The organism is Pedococcus sp. P2_A3 (assembly GCF_056405035.1).
Genome location: NZ_JBFUCW010000001.1, coordinates 234,248 through 253,067, shown reverse-complemented (window position 1 = coordinate 253,067; position 18,820 = coordinate 234,248). Strand labels below are relative to the sequence as shown.

Genomic DNA, 18,820 nt, shown 5'->3' with positions numbered 1-18,820 from the left:
GGGACGTGCTCTGTCGGTCAGTCGGGCGCGATCTCGGCGAGGTCGTGGCCGAGCCAGCGCTCGATCAGCCTGCGGGCGATCGAGAGCCGGGTGGACGGGTTGACCTCGCCCGCGGCCACGATCTCCCGGTACTCCTCGCGGGTGAACCACCGCGCCTCGGCGATCTCGGTCTCCTGCAGGCGTAGCTCCTCGCCGCTGGCCCTCGCGGTGAAGCCCACCATGAGCGAGTTGGGGAACGGCCAGGGCTGGTCGCCGAGGTACTCCACGTCGTGGACCTGCAGCCCCACCTCCTCGTGGACCTCCCGGGCGACGGCCGCGGCAAGGCTCTCCCCGGGCTCGAGGAAGCCGGCGAGGACCGAGAACCGCCCGGCACCCCACCCCGCGCCGCGCGCGAGGAGCAGCCGGTCGCGGTCGTCGACGACCGACATGATCACGGCCACATCGGTCCGGGGGTAGTGCTCGCTCCCGTCGCGGTCGCACCGCCGCAGCCACCCCGCCTGGATCGGCTCGGTGGGAGCACCGCACCGCGGGCAGTGGCCGTGGGTGGAGTGCCAGTTGGCGAGGGCGAGGGCGGTCGCGAAGAGGGTGGCATCGCGGTCGGAGAGGTCGGCGCCGACCTGCCGCAGGCCGCGCAGCTGTTCCCACACACCGCCGTCGGCGGCCTCCACCTCGGGGGCCGGCCGGGCGACGGCGAGGTATGCCGTGCCGTCGCCGTCCTGCCCGAGGAACAGGACCAGCCCTTCCGCATCGGTGGCGACGGGCGCCCGCAGGTCCAGGGCCGGCTCGGCGACCGAGGCGTCGCCGCCGGTGCGGTCCAGCACCGGGACCTTGTCGCCGTGGACCTCGAGGACCCGGGTCGAGGGGTCGGCCAGGAGTCGGTCGACCAGGTCCGGTTGCGCACGCAGCTCCGCGTGGCGGTCGAGGCCGGGTCGGGCGAGCGCGAGATTCGGGAGAGTTTCGATCAGGAGGCCCACACCTCCACCCTAGGCGCGCCCGCACGGCATACGGTGACGGTGTGGACCGCAGCCCCCTCTTCCTCGCAGCGCTCGCGAGCGCTGCCGTGCCGGGACTCGACCCGGCCAGCGTCGAGGCGCTCCCCGGCACGTCCGACCACCCCGACCGGGCCAACGGCTACGACGTCGCGTTCGTCCAGGACACCCAGCACCGGCGCTGGGTCGTCAGGGTGCCGCGCAGCCAGGCCGCAGCCGCCCAGATGGAGTCGACCTTCGGCCTGCTCGCGCTGCTCGCGCGGCGGCTCCCCTTCAGCGTGCCCACCCCGAAGGGTTTCGCCGCCCTGAAGGAGGGTGGCCGCGCAGCGATCTATCCCTACCTGCCCGGGCAGAACGTGGACTTCGCGCAGCTGCCCGCGGGCCCGGGCCTGGCCGCCGAGCTCGGCCGGTCGATCGCCGCGTTGCACAACGCCGACCACGGCCTGTTCGACGAGGCCGGGCTGCCCGCCTACGACGCCGACACCTACCGCACCCGCCGGCTGAGCGAGCTCGACCGCGCGGCTGCTACCGGCCACGTGCCGACCGGTCTGCTGGCCCGGTGGGAGAAGCTGCTCGAGGACGTCACGCTCTGGCGGTTCGCACCCACCCCGACGCACGGCGACCTCACCGGCGACCAGGTGCTGGTGGTCTTCGACGACGACCACGACGCAGCCAGCGGTCACGTCAAGGCGTTCACCGGCTGGGAGGACGCGAAGGTCGCCGATCCGGCCGACGACTTCTTCGCCCTGGTCACGCAGACCTCGCCGAGGGCGCTCGAGACACTGATGGAGGCCTACGCGCACGCCCGCGCGGAGCGTCCCGACATCCACCTGCTCACCCGCGCCCGGCTCTCGGCCGAGATGCGCACGCTCTCGCAGCTGATGTCGGCCGTGACCGGTGGGGACCGGCTGCAGGTCGAGCGGTACGCCTCCGCCCTGCGCCGCCTCGACGAGCGGGTGCACGCCGAGGAGGAGGCCGCGAACGACTACCGCCGGGCCGGGTCGGGCGTTCCCCAGGTCAGCCCGGTGCTGGTGCCCCCGGTCATCGATGACGCCGAGGACGACGAGGGGGACGACGTCGAGGTGATGTTCGGCCGGACGGCCGACTCCGCGGACGACCCGGTCCCTGTCGGCAGGGCCGAGGCCGAGGCCGACGCCCGCGTCGGCACGGTGGGCGAGGTCGAGACGGAGGACGAGCTCGAGAGCGAGGATGAGTTCGAGGGCGAGTCTGGGTTCGAGGGCGAGTCTGGGTTCGAGGGCGAGTCTGGGTTCGAGGGCGAGCTCGAGAGCGAGGAGGAGCTCGAAACCGTGGTTGGCCATGACATCACGGCCGAGCTCGACGTGAGCGCGCTGCGCCGACCCCAGCCCATCGAGGGCGAGGACCCCGGACCGGAGTTCGAGCCCGGCTACACCCCGCGCACCTAGTCCTCCGGGACGGTCTCCAGCAGGGCGGCCAGCGCAGCGTCGTCGGGCAGCTCGGGCCACACCGTCTCTCCGGTCCCGGCGTAGTAGAACGCCGCATCGACCTCGTCGAGCCCCAGGCCGCGCAGCCGGGCGAAGCCGACGCGGTAGGCCGCGAGCTGCAGCGCCCGGGATCGGGCGGCTTCGCCGCTCGGCTTGGCGCCCGTCTTCCAGTCGACGATCGTGAAACCGCCCCCCGGGCGTGGGAACACGGCATCGATCCGGCCCCGGACGGCGATCCCGTCGATGACGGTCTCGACCGCGATCTCGATCTCGGCAGGCGTGCGCAGTGCCCACTCGCTGGCCAGGAACTTCTCCTTCATCAACGGCAGGGCCTCGTCGTCACCGGGGTCGTCGTCTGCGCTGCCCGGCAGGTCGAGGATGTCGACCATCGCGGCCTGGGCGTAGTGCTGCTCCACCCAGGCGTGGAAGGCGGTGCCGCGCCGAGCCGCCAGCGCGGGCGCTTCGGGCATCGGGCGCCGCAGGGCAGACGCGAAGCGCGCCGGGTCCTGGGCGAGGCTGACGACGGCCGAGGCCGAGAGGTGACGCGGCATCAACACCGTGACGTCACCGCGGTGCGCGAGCCGGCGCCGCTCCTCGAGCAGCAGGTCGAGCTCCTCCAGCACCCCGAGGGCATCGCCCGGAAGCGGGAACATCGCCTGCTCGGCCACGGCCTGCTCGGCCGGCGCACCCTCGGCCTGTGCGGCCACGGCGGCGCGGACCGCCTCGGCACCAGCCGCCAGCGCAGCCCGGCGGTGCGCCAACGGGTCGGCCGGCCACAGCACGCTGACCGCCTCGGCCGCCGTCGGGTTGACCGCTTCGGCCGGGAGCGCCGGGTCGGGCAGGTCGGCCCACTCGAGCACCGTGACCGGCAACGCGGGCTCGGCCTCGACGACCTCGAGCAGGAAGCGCGAGGTCACCTTGGGGGTCTTGCCATCGGTCCACACGGGAGCGGTGAGCAGCATGTCTGACCTGGCCCGGGTGAACGCGACGTAGGCGAGCCGTCGCTCCTCGTCGACGCCGTGGTCGCCTCCTGCCCTCAGGAAGCGCTCCACCCGCGTCTCCATGTCCTTCCAGTCGCCGGCGCCCTCCCAATCGAGCAGCGGCAGGCCGTCGCGGTCTCCCCGCAGCGCGTACGGGATACCGCCGTCGGAGAGGCCACCGACCCAGCCGCGCTGCTTGGGCTCCGACATCGCCCACGCCGTGCCGTCGGATCGACTCGCGGCTGAGGCCAGGGCCGGGAACGAGCCCTCGACCAGCCCCGGGACGGCCACGGCGTCCCACTCCAGGCCCTTCGCGGCGTGGATGGTCAGGATCTGCACGGCGTCGGACGATGCCTCGATGTAGCCCTTGTCGAGGCCCCGCTCCTCCTTGAGGGCAGCCGCCAGCCAGGCGAGGAACCCGCCGAGGTTGGGCCGGTCGGCACTGACCGTGAACGTGGCGGCGACGTCGGCGAAGGCGTCGAGGTGGGCGCGGGCCGCGGCGGGGGTGTAGCCCTCGCGGGCCAGCACCTCGATGTCGAGGCCCAGGGCCCGCTCGGCCTCGCCCACCAGGTCTGCCAACGGGAGCGCCGACAGGGAGCGCAGCCGGCGGATGGCCTGCTGGAGTCCTCGGAGCCGGCTCAGGCCCACGTCGCTGACCTGCTTGCCGTCCCAGCTGCTCCAGCCAGGGCGGGGCGGGTCGTCGACGGCCTCGACGATGCTCACCCGGTCTGAGCTGTCGGGCGACTGGTCGCGCACCCGCCTCGCGGGGGCAGCGCCCGCGTCGCCGTCGGCCTTTGCGGACCCGATGACGACCCCCTCCGCATCGTCGTCGTCCAGCGGCGCCGACCGGTCGTCGACGCCGAGGCGAAGGTCCTGCTGGTGACGAGCCCAGGCCATCAACCCGTCGAGGTCGGCGGCCCCGAGGCGGCAGAGCGGCCCGGTGAGCAGCCGCATCAGCTGGTCGCCGCGACTCGGGTCGTGCACCACGTGGAGCAGCGCGGTGATGTCCTCGACCTCGGGGGTGAGCAGCAGCCCACCGAGCCCGACGACCTCGTAGGGCACGCCCTTGTTCTCGAGGGCGTCGATGAGGGGCGCGAACTGGGACCGCTTGCGGCACAGCACCGCCGCCGACCTGGCCCCGTCCGCACGTCGCTGCGCCAGCCAGTCGGCCACGAGCGCAGCCTCCTGGGGGGTCGTCTCGACCCGGGCCGCGACGACCCGGCCGGGCCCCGCACCCGCGCGGGCGACGAGCTGGTTCACCGGCACGGTCGAGCGGTCGCGCAGCGGCTCGGCGACGGCGTTGGCCACGTCGAGCACCGCCGCGTCGTTGCGCCAGCTGGTGGCCAGCGGCCGCACCGGCGCGAGCGAGTCCGCTCCCCCGAAGGCCCGGCGGAACGCGCTGAGGGTCGTGGCGCTGGCTCCGCGCCAGCCGTAGATCGACTGGTGGGGGTCGCCGACCGCGGTGACCGGGGAGGGTTCTCCCGGCGCGACGAACAACGACTGCAGGAGCTGGAGCTGGGCGGCCGAGGTGTCCTGGAACTCGTCGAGCAGGACGGCCCCGAACCGCTCACGCTCGATGGCGCCGATGTCCTCGAACCCGATCGCGAGCTTGGCAGCCAACGCCATCTGGTCGGCGAAGTCCATGGCGTCACGGGTGCGCTTGAGCGTGAGGTAGCGCTCCACCATGGGCAGGACGCCGGCGCGGGCCAGGAGCTGCTCGCGCATCTTCTTGACCTCACCGGGCAGGTCCTTGCCGCGCGCCCCGGCATGCGGGGGCAACGCCGCGAGCGAGGCCAGCACGCGGTCGAGGTATGCCGCGACGTCGCCCACCTCGACGAGGTGCTCGGCCATCTCGCCGGCCAGGTCGACGACGGCCGCCGTGACCGTCGACTCGGCGAAGCGGACCTCGTCCATCGGGCCGTCGTACGCGGCCACGACCTCGGACGCGTACTGCCACGCCGCCGCCTCGAAGAGCAGTCGCGACTCGGACTCGTAACCCAGTCGCAGGGCGTGCTCGCGGACCAGCCGTCCGGCATACGAGTGGTAGGTGGACACGGTCGGGGTGCCGCCGAGGACCTCGGCCCCGGTCTCGGTGTCGTCGGTGCGCGGGTGCCAGACGTCACGCTGCTGGAGCAACCGCAGGCGAGCCCCGATGCGTTCGGACAGCTCGGTGGCGGCCTTGCGCGTGAAGGTGAGGCCCAGCACCTGGTCGGGCTCGACGAAGCCGTTGGCGACCAACCAGACCACCCGGCCGGTCATCGTCTCGGTCTTGCCGGAACCCGCCCCGGCGACGACCAGGAGTGGGGCCATCGGCGCCTCGATCACCCGCACCTGCTCGTCGGTCGGCGGCGGCTGGCCGAGCGCGGCGGCGATCTCCCGGGCGGACAACAACGGTCGAGCCGTCACAGCACCCGCCCCTCGGGCTGGGCCGGGCAGGACGCGCGCACCTGGCAGAGCTTGCACCAGTCGCCGACCGTCGCCCGAAAGGTCGAGCCGGACATGCCCTCGGCGGTGTCGGTGACGAGCTGCTCGGCCCACTGCGGCTCCGGGTCGTCGCGCAGTGGGCCCTGGGTCTGCAGCGTCGTCTTGACGAGGGCGGCCTTGCCGACCTGGAGCAGCGCAGCTCCTGCCGACCGGTCGCCCAGGTCGCCGAACGCCCCCCTCTCGACGCCCAGCTGGTACGCACCGAGCTGGGGGTGACGAGACAGCTCCTCGGCCCGGGGCTTGCCGCTGCCCGTCTTGTAGTCGACCACCCGCAGCGCCGTGCCGTCGGGCGTGCCCTCGATGCGGTCGACCTTGCCGCTCAGCACCGCTCGCCCCAGGGCCACCTTCATGTCGACCTCGGCGCCGAGGCGCACCCAGCCGCCGGCTCGCGCCTCGTCGAAGTAGGTCGCCAGCCGCCGCACCATGCCGTGGGCCTCGTGGCGCTTGCGGTCGGAGACCCAGCCGGCCGGCATACCGAGGCGTCCCCAGCGGGCGTCGACCTCGGCGACGAGGGTGTCGGCGTCGACGTCACCGAGCTCGGCGGCGATGTCGTGCACGAGCGTGCCGATGTCGGCGGCGCCGACCGAGGGTCCGTCGCCGCCCACCGAGCCGAGCAGCCAGCGCAGGCCGCAGTTGCCGAAGGACTCGACCTTGCTCGGGGAGACCCGCACCTCCTCGCCGGGCCCGCGCAGCGGCCGCTCGTCGGACACCTCGCGGAGCACCCACCACTGCGCCGGGTCTGCCCCCGGCACTCCTTCGCGCGCCAGCCGCGCCAGGGCAGCCACGGCCGTGCGCCGCACCGCCGAGTCGTCAGACACCAGCTGGCGGCGCAGCTCGCCCACGAGGGTCGGCAGCGTCATCGTCCGCGCCACTTCGGCAAAGGGTCGATCCCCTTGTGTCGCAATGGTTTCGGGGTCGACGACGTCGAGGTAGACCGACGGCTGCTCGTCATCGGAGCGCACCGCCGTCACGATCACCCGGTCGCTCGCGCGCGTCAGGGCCACGAGGAAGGACCTGGTCTCGTCGTACCGGWCGGCGGCCTGCGCAGCCCGGAAGGTGCCGGCCCGGCCGGTGACGGCGTCGACCAGGTGCTCGGACCCGAGCAACGAGCCACGCAGCCGCAGGTCGGGCCAGACGCCTTCCTGCACGCCCGCGACGACCACGAGCTGCCACTGCCGGCCCGCGGCCGCTTGGGGGGTCGTGACCGTCACGGACTCGCCGACCGGCGAGCGCGCCACCAGCGTGTCTCCCGGGATGTCCTGGCTGCCGATGTGCGTGAGGAACTCCTCGGGCCCGGCCTGGGGCAGTCGGTCGACGAACTTCGCGGCGGCGTCGAAGAGCCCCACGACGGCGTCGAGGTCACGGTCGGCCCGTGCCGCGCCGGCGCCCCCCGCGAGGGCGGTGGCCTGCCAGTCGGCACCCAACCCCGTCGCGGCCCACATCGCCCACAGCACCGACTCGGCGCTGACCCCGGCCTCCCACCGCCAGACCGGGCCCGTGGGGGTGTCGTCGACCATCCCGCGCGCAGCCTTGACGCCGGCCGCGATCGTGGCTGCGACGCGTCGGGCAGGAAGGCCTTCCGGGCCCACCTCGACCAGGGCGCCCGGCGCGAGGAGGGCCTCGGCCAGGAGCTCGTCACTGGTCCTCCCCCCACCACCTTCGAGCTCGAGCCGGCGCAACGCCCGCCGCAGCCGACGCAGCCCGACCGCGTCAGCACCGCCGATCGGCGACAGGAGGGTGTCGACGGCCACCTGGGCGGGCAACGGCTCGTCGACCCCGCGGGCACGGTCGAGCACCACCTCCAGGAGCGCCAGCAGGGGCCGCACCGCCACCTCGTCGCGGACCGGCAGGTCGGTGGAGGTACCCGCCACCGGGACCCCCGCTGCCATCAGCACCCGTCGCAGCGTGGCCGTGCGCCCCTGGCCGCGCACGATCACCGCCATCTGCGACCACGGGATCCCGAACCTCAGGTGCGACTCACGCAGCTCGGCCGCCACATGGCTCGCCTCCTGGCTGACCGCACGCAGCAGCCGCACGTCGACGCGACCACCGGCTCGCCCCGCGGCCGCGCCGCGCTGGACGCCGCCCGCGAGCGCGCCGATCTTGGGGGCCACCCGCGCCGCGGCGTCGACGACCGCCTGCGGCAGCCGGTATGCCGTGGGCAGGACGAGCGTGCGCGGCTCCCCGCCGGCAGGGTCGGCCGACCGCCGGCCGCCCGCCGCGGCGCCGAGCTGCACCCAGCCGTCGCTCAGGTGGCGCGGGTCGGCGCCGCGGAACGTCTGCACCGCGCTGTCAGGGTCGCCCAGCAGGACCAGGTCGAGGCCGGGCGAGGCGATGGTGCGCAGCAACCGTGCCGCGGCCGAGGTGAGCTCCTGCGCGTCGTCGACGACCACGAGGCGCAGACCGTCCACGAGGCGGGCCCGGGCAGCCGGATCCTCCTCGATCAGGTCGGCGGCGGCCCCCAGGATCCAGGCCGGGTCGTAGGCGCCCGGCGCGGACAGCGCAGTCACCTCGTCGTACTCCGCCAGCACCTCGGCCGCTGCCACCCACTCGGGGCGGTCGTGCTCGCGACCGAGGCGGGCCAGGTCATGCGGCTCCAGGTCGTGCTCCACGGCCCGCATCAGCAGGTCGCGCAGCTCACCGCGGAAGCCGCGGGTGCCCATCGCGAGGTGCACCCGCTCCGGCCAGGCCGGCCCGGTGCCCTCGGCGGCGTGCCCGGCGAGCAGCTCGCGCAGGATGACGTCCTGCTCGGGACCACTGAGCAGGCGGGGCGTCGGGTCTCCGCGCAACGCAGCGGCCTGGCGCAGGATGCCGAACCCGAGGGCCTGGTGGGTGCGCGCGAGGGGCTCGGTCGACGTGCCGCCCAACCGGGCCGTGACGCGCTCGCGCAGGCTGCCGGCCGCCACGCGCGACGAGGTGAGGATGAGGCACTGGTCGGGGGTGGCCTCGCCCGACTCGACCCGGGCGACCACGGCCTCGATCGCCGTGGTGGTCTTGCCGGTGCCGGGGCCGCCGAGCACGCGCAGCACGCCACCGCGGTGGGCGAGCGCGGCCAGCTGGACGTCGTCGAGTGGCGGCGCCTCGGCCACCACGCTCGGGGCGCGGCGGAGGGTCAGCACTGACCCATCCCACCATCCGCGACCGACAGCGCGTGGGATGCCCCGTCTCTCTCGCCGGCGCGGCTCAGGACCGGGTCGGGGGGACGGGCGGCTTGGCCTCGAGCCAGCGGGCCCGGGCGAGGTCGACGCGGCGCCCGTCGACCTGGCCACGCACGAGGGGCGTGCCCTCCTCGCGGTAGTGGGCGAGGGCCTCGTCCTCGAGGCCTTGGGGGAAGTAGCCCCCCGAGCGGATCACCCGCCACCACGGCACGTCCGAGCCGTAGCGGGCCATCACGGTGCCGACCCCTCTCGCGCCACCGCGCCCGAGCAGCTCGGCGATGTCGCCGTAGGTCATCACCATGCCCTCGGGGATCGTGTCGACGACCTCGAGCACGTCGTCCGCGAACTCGCTCGGGGCACCGCTCACCCGCCCTGCCTCCGTCACCAATTCCGTGTCCTCAGTAGACCGGGAGGCTCGGGTCGACGTCGTGCACCCACGCGAGCACCCCACCAGCCAGGTTCGCGACGTCGTGCCGACCGGTGGCGACCAGGAGTCCCGCAGCCTCGGCCGACCGCACCCCCGACTTGCACAGCAGCACCACCGGAGTGTCCGAGGGCAGCTCGTCGGCGGCGGTGCCGTCACGGAACCGGTCGAGGTGCAGGGCCCGCGACCCCGGGATGGACACGACGGCCCGCTCCCCCGGCTCGCGCACGTCGACCAGTTCGAACGACCGGTGACCACTGTCCCGGTCGGCCAGCATCTGGGCGAGCTCGGTCGCCGTGACGTCGGCGAAGCCGGGCCGGGCAGCATCCTCGGCCTCCTGCGCGTCGGAGGCACCCGGCATACCGCAGAACTGCTCGTAGTCCACGAGGGAGGTGACGGACGGGGACTCGCCACAGACGGGGCAGTCGGGGTCGGCGCGCACGGTGAGCGTGTCCCAGGTCTGGCGCAACGCGTCATGCACGAGCAGACGCCCCACGAGCGGGTCACCGCGTCCCACGACGAGCTTGATCGCCTCGGCGACCTGCACGGAACCGACCGCGGCGCACAACACGCCCAGCACCCCACCGGTCGCGCACGACGGCACGGCGTCAGGCGGCGGCGGGTCGGGGAACACGCAGCGGTAGCACGGCCCGTGGCCGGCGAACCAGACCGACACCTGGCCGTCGAACCGGTAGATCGACCCCCAGACGTGCGGAAGCCCCAGGAAGACGCAGGCGTCGTTGACCAGGTACCTGGTCGGGAAGTTGTCGGCGCCGTCGAGGACCACGTCGTAGTCGGCAAGGATCTCCAGCGCGTTCTCGGAGGTGAGGCGCAGGTCGTGGCGGACGACGGTGACCAGCGGGTTGATGGCAGCGACCGTCTCGGCCGCGGACTCGGTCTTGGGCCGTCCGACGTCGGCGACCCCGTGCACGACCTGGCGCTGGAGGTTCGACGCGTCCACCACGTCGTCGTCGACCACGCCGATCGTCCCGACCCCTGCCGCCGCGAGGTACATCAGCGCCGGCGACCCGAGTCCCCCCGCCCCGACCACGAGGACCCGCGCGTTGGCCAGCCGTCGCTGACCCTCGATGCCGATCTCGGGCAGCAGGATGTGGCGCGCGTAGCGGGCCTTCTGCTCGGTGCTGAGCTCCGGTCCGGGTGCGACCAGCGGTGGGATCGCCATGTGATGCAGGTTACCCACCCGTACGATGTCCCCGACAGCGCAGTCAGGCTGCACCACCGCCGAACAGAGAGCCACCATGTCAGTTCGAGCAGTCCCCAGCACCGACAACGCCCGCGGCCAGCGCCTCCCGCGGTCGGCCCGCCGCGCGCAGCTCCTCGAGGCCGCCCAGGCCGCTTTCGTCGAGTCCGGCTACCACGCCGCCGCGATGGACGACATCGCCGACCGGGCCGGGGTCTCCAAGCCGGTGCTCTACCAGCACTTTCCCGGCAAGCTCGAGCTCTACCTCGCGTTGCTCGACAAGCACAGCGAGGCACTCGAACAGCTGGTCCGCGAAGCGCTCGCCTCCACCCATGACAACAAGGAGCGCGTCTACGCGACCATCGCCGCCTACTTCGACTTCGTCTCGCGCGACGGTGCGGCGTTCCGGCTCATCTTCGAGTCCGACCTCACCAACGAGTCCGCGGTCCGCAACCGGCTCGACGCCGTCGGGCTGGTCTGCGCCGAGGCCGTCGCCGAGGTCATCGCCGAGGACACCGGCCTGACCGACGAGGACGCCTCCCTGCTGGGCATGGCCCTGACCGGGCTCGCCCAGGTCAGCGCCCGCCACTGGCTCGCCCAGGGGTCCGACGTCCCCAAGGACGAGGCGGCCCTCCTCATGGGCGCGCTCGCCTGGCGAGGGCTCGGGTCGTTCCCGAAGGTGGGCGGGGAAGGTTCCTGACGCACCGCTGGTTAGCCTTGTCGACAGTTCCGCACGTGCTCGTATGCCGCGTGCCCAGCGTGGACGGCGACCTCCCCTCGCGGGAGGGTCCGGTGTCCACACCCAGAAAGAAGGGAATCACCGTGGAGGTCCGCATCGGCGTCCAGAACGTCTCGCGTGAGGTCATCTTCGAGTCCAGCGAGAGTGCGTCCGAGGTCGCCGCAGCCGTGAGCGCCTCGCTCGAGAAGGGCACCGTCCTCAGCCTGTCCGACGACAAGGGTCGCCAGGTCCTGGTCCCCGCGTCGGTGCTCGGCTACGTGCAGATCGGTGAGTCCGAGAAGCGTGGCGTCGGCTTCGGCGTCTGACCACCCGCTGCGTCCAGAAGGCCCCTGACCTGCGCAAACGCAGGAAAATCGTGTCCACTCCGTGACGCAACACGCCGCCGTCGTGGGTGCGGTTTGGGTTGTTTCGTGGTGGGGTAATGACGCAATGCGATCGGTCAGCCGCTCGCACACACGAAAGTGAGGCAGGACATGGAGATCATTGGCGTCATCATCGCGGGTGCCATCATCGGCGCCCTCGCCAAGCTAGTCATGCCGGGCCGCCAGGCCGGCGGGGTCATCATCACGATCATCCTGGGCATCATCGGCGTCATCATCGGGTACTACCTCGCGGCGGCGCTGGGCGTCGCGGCGACCAGCGGCATCGACTGGGTTCGCTGGATCATCAGCATCATCGTCGCGGTGGTGCTCATCGCCGTCTACGGCGCGGTCACCGGGCGAAGGAACACCACGGTCTGACGACCACCGCCTCACACGAGAGGGCTCGGGCCGCACAGGCCCGAGCCCTTTCGCCTGCGCGGAACGGTCAGGCGGCCAGGCCGAGGCGGCCCATCCGGCGGGTGTGCTCGTCGGTCAGCCGGGCGAACATCCGGCCCAGCTCGGCCAGGTCGGCGCTGGGTCGGTCCGGACCACCGACGCCACCGACGAGCAGGGAGGCGAGCGCGTCACGCTCCACGGCCACCTGCTGCGCCTGCGACAACGCCTCCCCCACGAGGCGCCGGCCCCACAGGGCGAGCCGTCCGGCGATCTTGGGATCGGCCTTGATGGCCTCGCGCACGACCTTGACGACGAACTCGGCCTGGCCGACGTCCTCCATGGCGGAGTGCACGAGGGCCTGGGTCGAGGGGTCGACGTAGGCCGCGATCTCGCGGTAGAAGTCGGTCGCGATGCCGTCGCCGACATACGCCTTGACCAGGCCCTCGAGCCAGCTACTGGGCTTGGTCCGCTCGTGGAAGGCGTCGATCGGCGCGATGAAGGGAGCCATCGCGGCCTCGGGGTCGATGCCCATCTCGTCCAGCCGCGTCACGAGGATCTCGTAGTGGCGGAACTCGGCCACGGCCAGCCCGGCGACGGCCGCCTTGAGCGGCTGGGTGGGCGAGAGCTCGCTGTCGCCGGCGAGCCGGGTGAACGCCGTGAGCTCGCCGTAGGCCAGCACCCCGAGGAGGTCGGCGACCGCGTCGCGGTACTGCGGGTCGGCGAGCCAGTCGTCCTTGGTCATGTCGGTCACCCTAACGGCGCGCCCCGCGAGCGCATCGGGAGTCGCCCGTCGATGCGGGGAAGTGGCGCCCACCGGGCTAGACTGCGCAGGTCAAAGGTGCCCGGTCGGCACGAATCAGCCGCGGAGACGATCCGCAGCCCCGCTCACAAGCATTGACGAAGACCTCCGATCGGCCCGCTGTGCGAGCGCGTCCCCTCTGGGTGCGCCCCCGATCGAGAGAACTTCATGACTGAGACCACCACGGGTGCGGCTGTGCCCGCAGACCCGTCGTTCGCCGACTTCGACGTCCACCCCGACATCGTCGCCTCGCTGGGCGACGCCGGCATCGTCACCCCCTTCCCCATCCAGGCGATGACGCTGCCCGTCGCGCTGTCCGGGCACGACATCATCGGCCAGGCCAAGACCGGCACCGGCAAGACGCTGGGCTTCGGCGTCCCGATGCTCAACCGCACGATCGCCCGTGGCGACGACGCCTGGGACACCTTCCCCCACGCCGGCAAGCCGCAGGCCCTGGCGGTCGCCCCGACCCGTGAGCTCGCCGTGCAGGTCGCCAGCGACCTCGAGCGGGCCGGCAAGCGTCGTGGCATCCGGGTGCTCACCGTCTACGGCGGCCGGGCCTACGAGCCCCAGATCGACGCGCTGAGGGCCGGCGTCGAGATCGTCGTCGGCACGCCGGGTCGCCTCATCGACCTCGCCAAGCAGGGTCACCTCGACCTCTCGCACTGCAAGTCCGTCGTGCTCGACGAGGCCGACGAGATGCTCGACCTCGGCTTCCTCCCCGACGTCGAGAAGCTGCTCGCGATGACGTCGCCGGCCCGCCAGACGATGCTCTTCTCGGCCACCATGCCCGGCGCCGTCGTGGCCCTGGCCCGCCGCTACATGAGCCAGCCGACGCACATCCGCGCGATGGGCGACGACCAGGAGAACGCCCACACGGTCAAGGCCGTCGAGCAGTTCGTCTACCGCGCCCACGCGATGGACAAGGTCGAGATGCTCGCCCGCATGCTCCAGGCCGAGGGTCGTGGCCTGACCATCATCTTCAGCCGCACCAAGCGCACTGCCGCCAAGGTCGCCGACGACCTGATCGACCGCGGTTTCGCGGCTGCCCCGATCCACGGAGACCTCGGTCAGGGTGCCCGCGAGCAGGCGCTCCGGGCGTTCCGCAACGGCAAGGTCGACATCCTCGTCGCCACCGACGTCGCAGCCCGTGGCATCGACGTCGACAACGTCACCCACGTCATCAACTACCAGTGCCCCGAGGACGAGAAGACCTACCTGCACCGCATCGGCCGCACCGCACGCGCCGGCAACACCGGCATCGCGGTCACGTTCGTCGACTGGGACGACCTGCCGCGCTGGGGCATGATCAACAAGACCCTCGACCTCGGCATCCCCGAGCCCGAGGAGACCTATTCCTCCTCCGAGCACTTCTACGAGCAGCTCGACATACCGCGCACCGCGAAGGGCCGACTGCCCAAGGCCGACCAGAAGCTCGCCGGCCTCGGCGCCGAGGTGCTCGAGGACCTGGGTGAGACCGGCAAGTCGAGCGGTCGTCGCCCGGCCGCCGGTGGTCGCGGCGGCCGCGACAGTGGACGCGACAGTGGCGGCCGCGACAGTGGCGGCCGTGGAGGTCGTGACGCAGGCCGCGGTGGCGAGCGGCGCAGTGACGGCGCGCCGCAGGCCAGCGAGGGCGGGGACGCCCCGGCCAAGCCGCGTCGCAACCGCAACCGTCGCCGCACGCGCGGCGGGGCGACCGGCGAGACCAGCACCCAGGCCTGACCGGGCCCGCACCACGAGACACACAGACAGGTATGCCGCGCGGCTCGGCCGCGCGGCATACCTGTGTGTGGTGCGACCGAGGTGAGGTCGCGAACGGTCAGGCGCCGATGGTGGCAGTGTCGATGACGAACCGGTAGCGCACGTCGGAGCTCACGACGCGGTCGTAGGCCTCGTTGACCTGGTCGGCGCTGATCGTCTCGATCTCCGCGGCGATGCCGTGCTCCGCGGCGAAGTCGAGCATCTCCTGGGTTTGCGGGATGCCGCCGATGTTGGAGCCGGCGAGCACCTTGCTCCCGCCGATGAGGGAGAACGCGCGGAACGTGCTCGGGTCGCTGGGGGCGCCCACGTTGACCATGGCCCCGTTGGGCTTGAGCAGCGACAGGTAGTCGTCGAACGGCAGGTTCGCGCTGACCGTGTTGAGGATCAGGTCGAACCGGCCGCGCAGGTCCTTGAAGGTCGACTCGTCCGTGGTGGCGCGGTGGTCGACAGCCCCGAAGCGCGTGCTGTCGGCCTGCTTGGCGGTCGACTGGCTCAGCACCGTCACCTCGGCGCCGAGGGCCGCGGCGAACTTCACGCCCAGGTGGCCGAGGCCACCAAGGCCGACGACGGCGACCTTCGTGCCGGGACCGGCTCCCCACCGCTTGAGCGGGTTGTAGGTGGTGATGCCGGCGCAGAGCAGCGGAGCGGCGACGTCGAGCTCGAGGGCGTCGGGGATGCGGACGGCGAACCGCTCGCTGACGACGACCTGCTGGCTGTAGCCGCCCATCGTCTCCTCGCCGTCGTAGCCCTTGCCGTTGTAGGTCATGACGGCGCCCTTGACGCAGAACTGCTCCTGGCCGTCCTTGCAGAACTCGCACTCACCGCAGGAGTCGACCATGCAGCCGACCCCGACGCGGTCGCCGACCTGGTAGCGGGTCACGCCGTCGCCGACGGCCGAGACGACCCCGGCGATCTCGTGACCGGGGACCATGGGGAAGATCGCGCTCCCCCACTCCTCGCGGACCTGGTGGATGTCGCTGTGGCAGATGCCGGCGTAGGCGATGTCGATGGTGATGTCGTCGTCACGCAGGTCGCGGCGCTCGATGGTGGTCGCCGTGAGCGGAGCGCCTGCGGACGCGGTGGACAGGGCAGCGGTGCGGGACATGAGTCTCCTCAGGGGTTGGGTTCAGTCACCGTCTAGGGACAAGTCACGGACTCGCGCTGCTATTCCGTCGTGGCTCCCCGGCCACCCCGGAGGTGGGGTCAGAGCTTCTTGGCCAGGGCGGCCGCGACGTCGCGATAGGCCTTGGCACCCTTCGAGGTGCGCGAGGTCGCGAGGATCGAGCGCCCCACCGCCGGCGCCTCCGCGAACCGCACGGTCTTGGGGATCGGCGGGTCGAGCACGGGCAGGTCGTACCGCTCGCCCACATCGGCGAGGACCTCGCGGGCGTGGTTGCTGCGACCGTCGAACAGGGTGGGCAGGATGCCCCACACCACGAGGTCCTTGTTGAGGATCTTCTGGACGTCGCCCACGGTGTCGAGCAGCTGGCCCACACCGCGGTGGCTCAGCATCTCGCAGGGCATCGGGATGATGAGGGCCTGGCTGGCGGTCAGGGCGTTCAGGGTCAGCACCCCGAGGCTCGGGGAGCAGTCGAGCAGGATCACGTCGTACTCGTCGCGCACCTCCTCGAGGACCGTGCGCAGGATGTACTCCCGTCCGGGACGAGGCAGCAGCTGGGCCTCGGCGCCCGCGAGGTCGATCACGCTCGGCACCAGGTCCACGCCGTCGTCGCACGCCACCCGCACGTCGGCGATCGAGGCCCGCCCGAGCAGCACCTCGTTGATCGACTGGCCGACCTCATCGGGGTCGACGCCGAGGCTGAACGTGAGGCACGCCTGGGCGTCGAGGTCGACCAGCAGCACGCGCTTGCCCTGCTCGGCGAAGGCCGCGCCCAACGAGGCGACCGACGTCGTCTTGGCGACGCCGCCCTTCTGGTTGGCCACGGAGACGACCGTGGCCTGCTTCGTGCGTGTCGTGGGCACCAGTGGCCGCCCTTCTTCTGTGGTTGCCTCGAGAGATGCGTATGCCGGTGGGCCAAGTCTGTCAGGTGCGCCTGCCGCCCACCGCGTGCCCCACCGGGACCGAAACCTCCGGTTGGCCCAGATCGCGGGCCCTGCGGCTGTACTGTTGACCCTTCAAGAGCTTCGGTGGCGAGGGGAGGCCGCACCGGGCCCCACATCGAACGGCAGCGCCCAGCGCAGGGGGTGGCAGCATGACCTCAGGGGACGTCGTGGACGGCGCCACCCGCGGTGGGTCGCGCGCGGCCGACCCGGACGGGTTCCCGGACGCCCTGCGCGCCGCGATCGCCGGCAGCGGACGCAGCCTGGAGTCCCTGCGCCGCCGGCTCGAGGAGCGCGGCACCCCCGTCAGCATCGCCACGCTGAGCTACTGGCAGTCCGGTCGGAGCCGACCGCAGCGCGGCTCGTCCCTTCGCGCCGTGCTCCACCTCGAAGAGCTCCTCCAGCTGCCGCACGGGCACCTCCTCGACCGGATCGGCCCCCGCCGTCGCCCGTTCCTGCCGCAGGCGGAGGTCACCGCCGGGGGTCTGCCGATCGACCACCCCGACGCCGAGCTGGCGCTGGCCGACCTCGGCTTCGGCGCGAAACCGGGCCTGGTGGACGTCACCATCCACGACACCCTCGACGTCGACGACCAGGGCATCGAGCGGGTCAGGACGATCCGGAACGTCGTCCGTGCGGTCCGGCCCGGCGCCCAGCGACTGCCCGCCTTGCTCACCATCGACGTCCCCAGCGGGGAGCAGGCGCAGTTCGTGCCGGTCAGTGGCTGCCGCCTCGGCCGCCAGGTCCTGCGCCCCGAGGTGGGCGTGTTCGCCGCCGAGCTGGTGCTCGACCGTCCGTTGCGGCTCGGGGAGACCGCCGCGGCCGAGCACCGCGTGCTGCTCCCCCGCGACCTCGGCACCGCGCACTGCATCGAGTACTACCTGGTCCGCGAGGTCACCGAGCTGATGATCTGGGTGCGCTTCTCGCCGGACAAGCTGCCGTTGCGGGTCGCGACCTACAGCGACCTCGGCGGACGGAGGGCCTCGAGGCCGATCGTCCTCGGTGGGTCGACGAGCGTGCAGCATGTCCTGCACCACGTCGGACCCGGAGTGGTCGGGGTGCGCTGGGAGTGGTGAGGGCGAACGCTCAGCCGACGATCGGCGGGGCCTGCGCGCCCGCCGTGACTGGTTGCTCCAGGGCGGCCCAGTCGGACTTCTCCGGACCGACGGCCTGACCCGCCGGGCAGTGGGCGCGGAAGTCGCACCACTGGCAGATCGGGCCCACCTTGGCCGGGAACCGGCTCGAGTCGACCCCGACGTCCGCGTAGTCGTCCTCGGCTCGGCGAGCCTCGCGGGCGATCGACTCGGCCTCGTCGAGCTTGCGCCGGAGCGACTCACCGGTGTGCTCGTGGCTCGCGACGGACCCGCTCGGGAGGTGGTGGAGCTCGACGCGGACGCACTTGCGCCGGAACATCTTCCACGCGGCCGCCGCGTAGAGGGCCAGCGGGAGCGACGTGCGCGCGTCGTCGTCGGTCGGCTGCCACCGACTCATCTTGTAGTCGACGACGGCAAGCTCGCCGCCGCGGTCGTCGAGCCGGTCGATGCGGCCCTGGAGGGTCAGGACGTCGGTCTTGAGCGAGACGGTGCGCTCGATGCCCAGCGGCTGGTGGGCCGGGTCGACGTCGTCGAGGTAGGCGACGACCTGGCCCTGGGCGCGCTCACGCCACGCGAGCGACTGGTCTGCGTCGCGGAAGCCCACGTCGATCCACGACGTGCGCACCAGCTCGGCACCGGCGGCGGGCGAGCGCTGCTCCACCGGGAGGTCCCACCAGTCGCGGAGGGCGTTGTGCACGGCCACCCCGACCGACGTGTGGGCGCGCTGCGGGCGGGACGGCGGCGCCGGCCGGTCGAGGTACTGCATGCGGTAACGGCGCGGGCAGTCGACCCACGCCAGCAGCTTGCTGGGGCTGGCGCGGAACAGGCGCCGCGGCATACCCACGAACTCCTGCTGGACGCCAGCGCCCACACGGCCTGCGCCGGCCGGCTCCTCCGTGACCATGTCGA

At 72.7% G+C, this 18,820-nt stretch carries 15 protein-coding genes; 6 read left to right on the top strand and 9 right to left on the bottom strand.

The window, feature by feature from the left end:
• Positions 1 to 17 precede the first annotated feature (17 nt).
• Positions 18 to 974, bottom strand: coding sequence for an NAD(+) diphosphatase (nudC, locus tag AC1DX8_RS01240; protein WP_477628082.1), 957 nt, complete (start codon positions 972 to 974; stop codon positions 18 to 20).
• 41 nt (positions 975 to 1,015) lie between these two features.
• On the opposite strand from nudC, the gene AC1DX8_RS01235 reads away from it, so the two are divergent.
• A complete protein-coding gene (locus AC1DX8_RS01235) occupies positions 1,016 to 2,413 on the top strand; it encodes a phosphotransferase (RefSeq protein ID WP_477628081.1) in 1,398 nt (465 codons plus the stop codon).
• Here AC1DX8_RS01235 and AC1DX8_RS01230 read toward each other — a convergent pair.
• From AC1DX8_RS01230 to moeB, 4 genes are all read right to left on the bottom strand, one after another.
• Complete coding sequence (locus AC1DX8_RS01230; protein WP_477628080.1) at positions 2,410 to 5,838, bottom strand: ATP-dependent helicase; 3,429 nt, start codon at positions 5,836 to 5,838, stop codon at positions 2,410 to 2,412. The two genes, AC1DX8_RS01235 and AC1DX8_RS01230, sit on opposite strands and share 4 nt — an antisense overlap.
• A complete protein-coding gene (locus tag AC1DX8_RS01225) occupies positions 5,835 to 9,035 on the bottom strand; it encodes an ATP-dependent helicase (RefSeq protein WP_477628079.1) in 3,201 nt (1,066 codons plus the stop codon). The genes AC1DX8_RS01230 and AC1DX8_RS01225 overlap by 4 nt, the downstream gene beginning before the upstream one ends.
• A 64-nt stretch (positions 9,036 to 9,099) precedes the next feature.
• Positions 9,100 to 9,441, bottom strand: coding sequence for an MGMT family protein (locus AC1DX8_RS01220; RefSeq protein ID WP_477628078.1), 342 nt, complete (start codon positions 9,439 to 9,441; stop codon positions 9,100 to 9,102).
• Positions 9,442 to 9,472: 31 nt separating this feature from the next.
• Complete coding sequence (gene moeB, locus AC1DX8_RS01215) at positions 9,473 to 10,681, bottom strand: molybdopterin-synthase adenylyltransferase MoeB (protein WP_477628077.1); 1,209 nt, start codon at positions 10,679 to 10,681, stop codon at positions 9,473 to 9,475.
• A 76-nt stretch (positions 10,682 to 10,757) separates the two neighbouring features.
• Between moeB and AC1DX8_RS01210 the strand changes: the two genes are divergently transcribed.
• The 3 genes from AC1DX8_RS01210 (at position 10,758) to AC1DX8_RS01200 (ending at position 12,178) form a co-directional block, all read left to right on the top strand.
• Complete coding sequence (locus AC1DX8_RS01210) at positions 10,758 to 11,399, top strand: TetR/AcrR family transcriptional regulator (RefSeq protein WP_477628076.1); 642 nt, start codon at positions 10,758 to 10,760, stop codon at positions 11,397 to 11,399.
• Positions 11,400 to 11,521: 122 nt separating this feature from the next.
• Entirely contained in the window at positions 11,522 to 11,743 is a 222-nt protein-coding gene (locus AC1DX8_RS01205; protein ID WP_477628222.1) for a DUF3107 domain-containing protein, read from the top strand.
• A gap of 168 nt (positions 11,744 to 11,911) precedes the next feature.
• Positions 11,912 to 12,178 carry a GlsB/YeaQ/YmgE family stress response membrane protein gene (locus AC1DX8_RS01200; protein WP_477628075.1) on the top strand — a complete coding sequence of 89 codons (267 nt, stop codon included), beginning with the start codon at positions 11,912 to 11,914 and terminating at the stop codon, positions 12,176 to 12,178.
• A gap of 67 nt (positions 12,179 to 12,245) precedes the next feature.
• Here AC1DX8_RS01200 and AC1DX8_RS01195 read toward each other — a convergent pair whose 3' ends face one another.
• The gene (locus AC1DX8_RS01195; RefSeq protein WP_477628074.1) at positions 12,246 to 12,938 is read right to left on the bottom strand and encodes a ferritin-like fold-containing protein; all 693 of its coding nucleotides are present in this window, start codon (positions 12,936 to 12,938) and stop codon (positions 12,246 to 12,248) included.
• Positions 12,939 to 13,163: 225 nt separating this feature from the next.
• On the opposite strand from AC1DX8_RS01195, the gene AC1DX8_RS01190 reads away from it, so the two are divergent.
• Positions 13,164 to 14,717, top strand: coding sequence for a DEAD/DEAH box helicase (locus AC1DX8_RS01190; protein WP_477628073.1), 1,554 nt, complete (start codon positions 13,164 to 13,166; stop codon positions 14,715 to 14,717).
• 97 nt (positions 14,718 to 14,814) lie between these two features.
• Here the strand turns inward: AC1DX8_RS01190 and AC1DX8_RS01185 are convergent, their stop codons facing one another.
• On the bottom strand, positions 14,815 to 15,861 hold the full coding sequence (locus AC1DX8_RS01185; RefSeq protein ID WP_477628072.1) for an NAD(P)-dependent alcohol dehydrogenase: 1,047 nt from the start codon (positions 15,859 to 15,861) through the stop codon (positions 14,815 to 14,817).
• A gap of 98 nt (positions 15,862 to 15,959) precedes the next feature.
• Entirely contained in the window at positions 15,960 to 16,739 is a 780-nt protein-coding gene (locus AC1DX8_RS01180) for a ParA family protein (protein WP_477628071.1), read from the bottom strand.
• A gap of 230 nt (positions 16,740 to 16,969) precedes the next feature.
• Between AC1DX8_RS01180 and AC1DX8_RS01175 the strand changes: the two genes are divergently transcribed.
• Complete coding sequence (locus AC1DX8_RS01175; protein ID WP_477628070.1) at positions 16,970 to 17,893, top strand: hypothetical protein; 924 nt, start codon at positions 16,970 to 16,972, stop codon at positions 17,891 to 17,893.
• Between the two features lie 10 nt (positions 17,894 to 17,903).
• On the opposite strand, the gene AC1DX8_RS01170 is transcribed toward AC1DX8_RS01175, so the two are convergent.
• Entirely contained in the window at positions 17,904 to 18,815 is a 912-nt protein-coding gene (locus AC1DX8_RS01170; protein WP_477628069.1) for a RecB family exonuclease, read from the bottom strand.
• Positions 18,816 to 18,820: the final 5 nt, after the last annotated feature.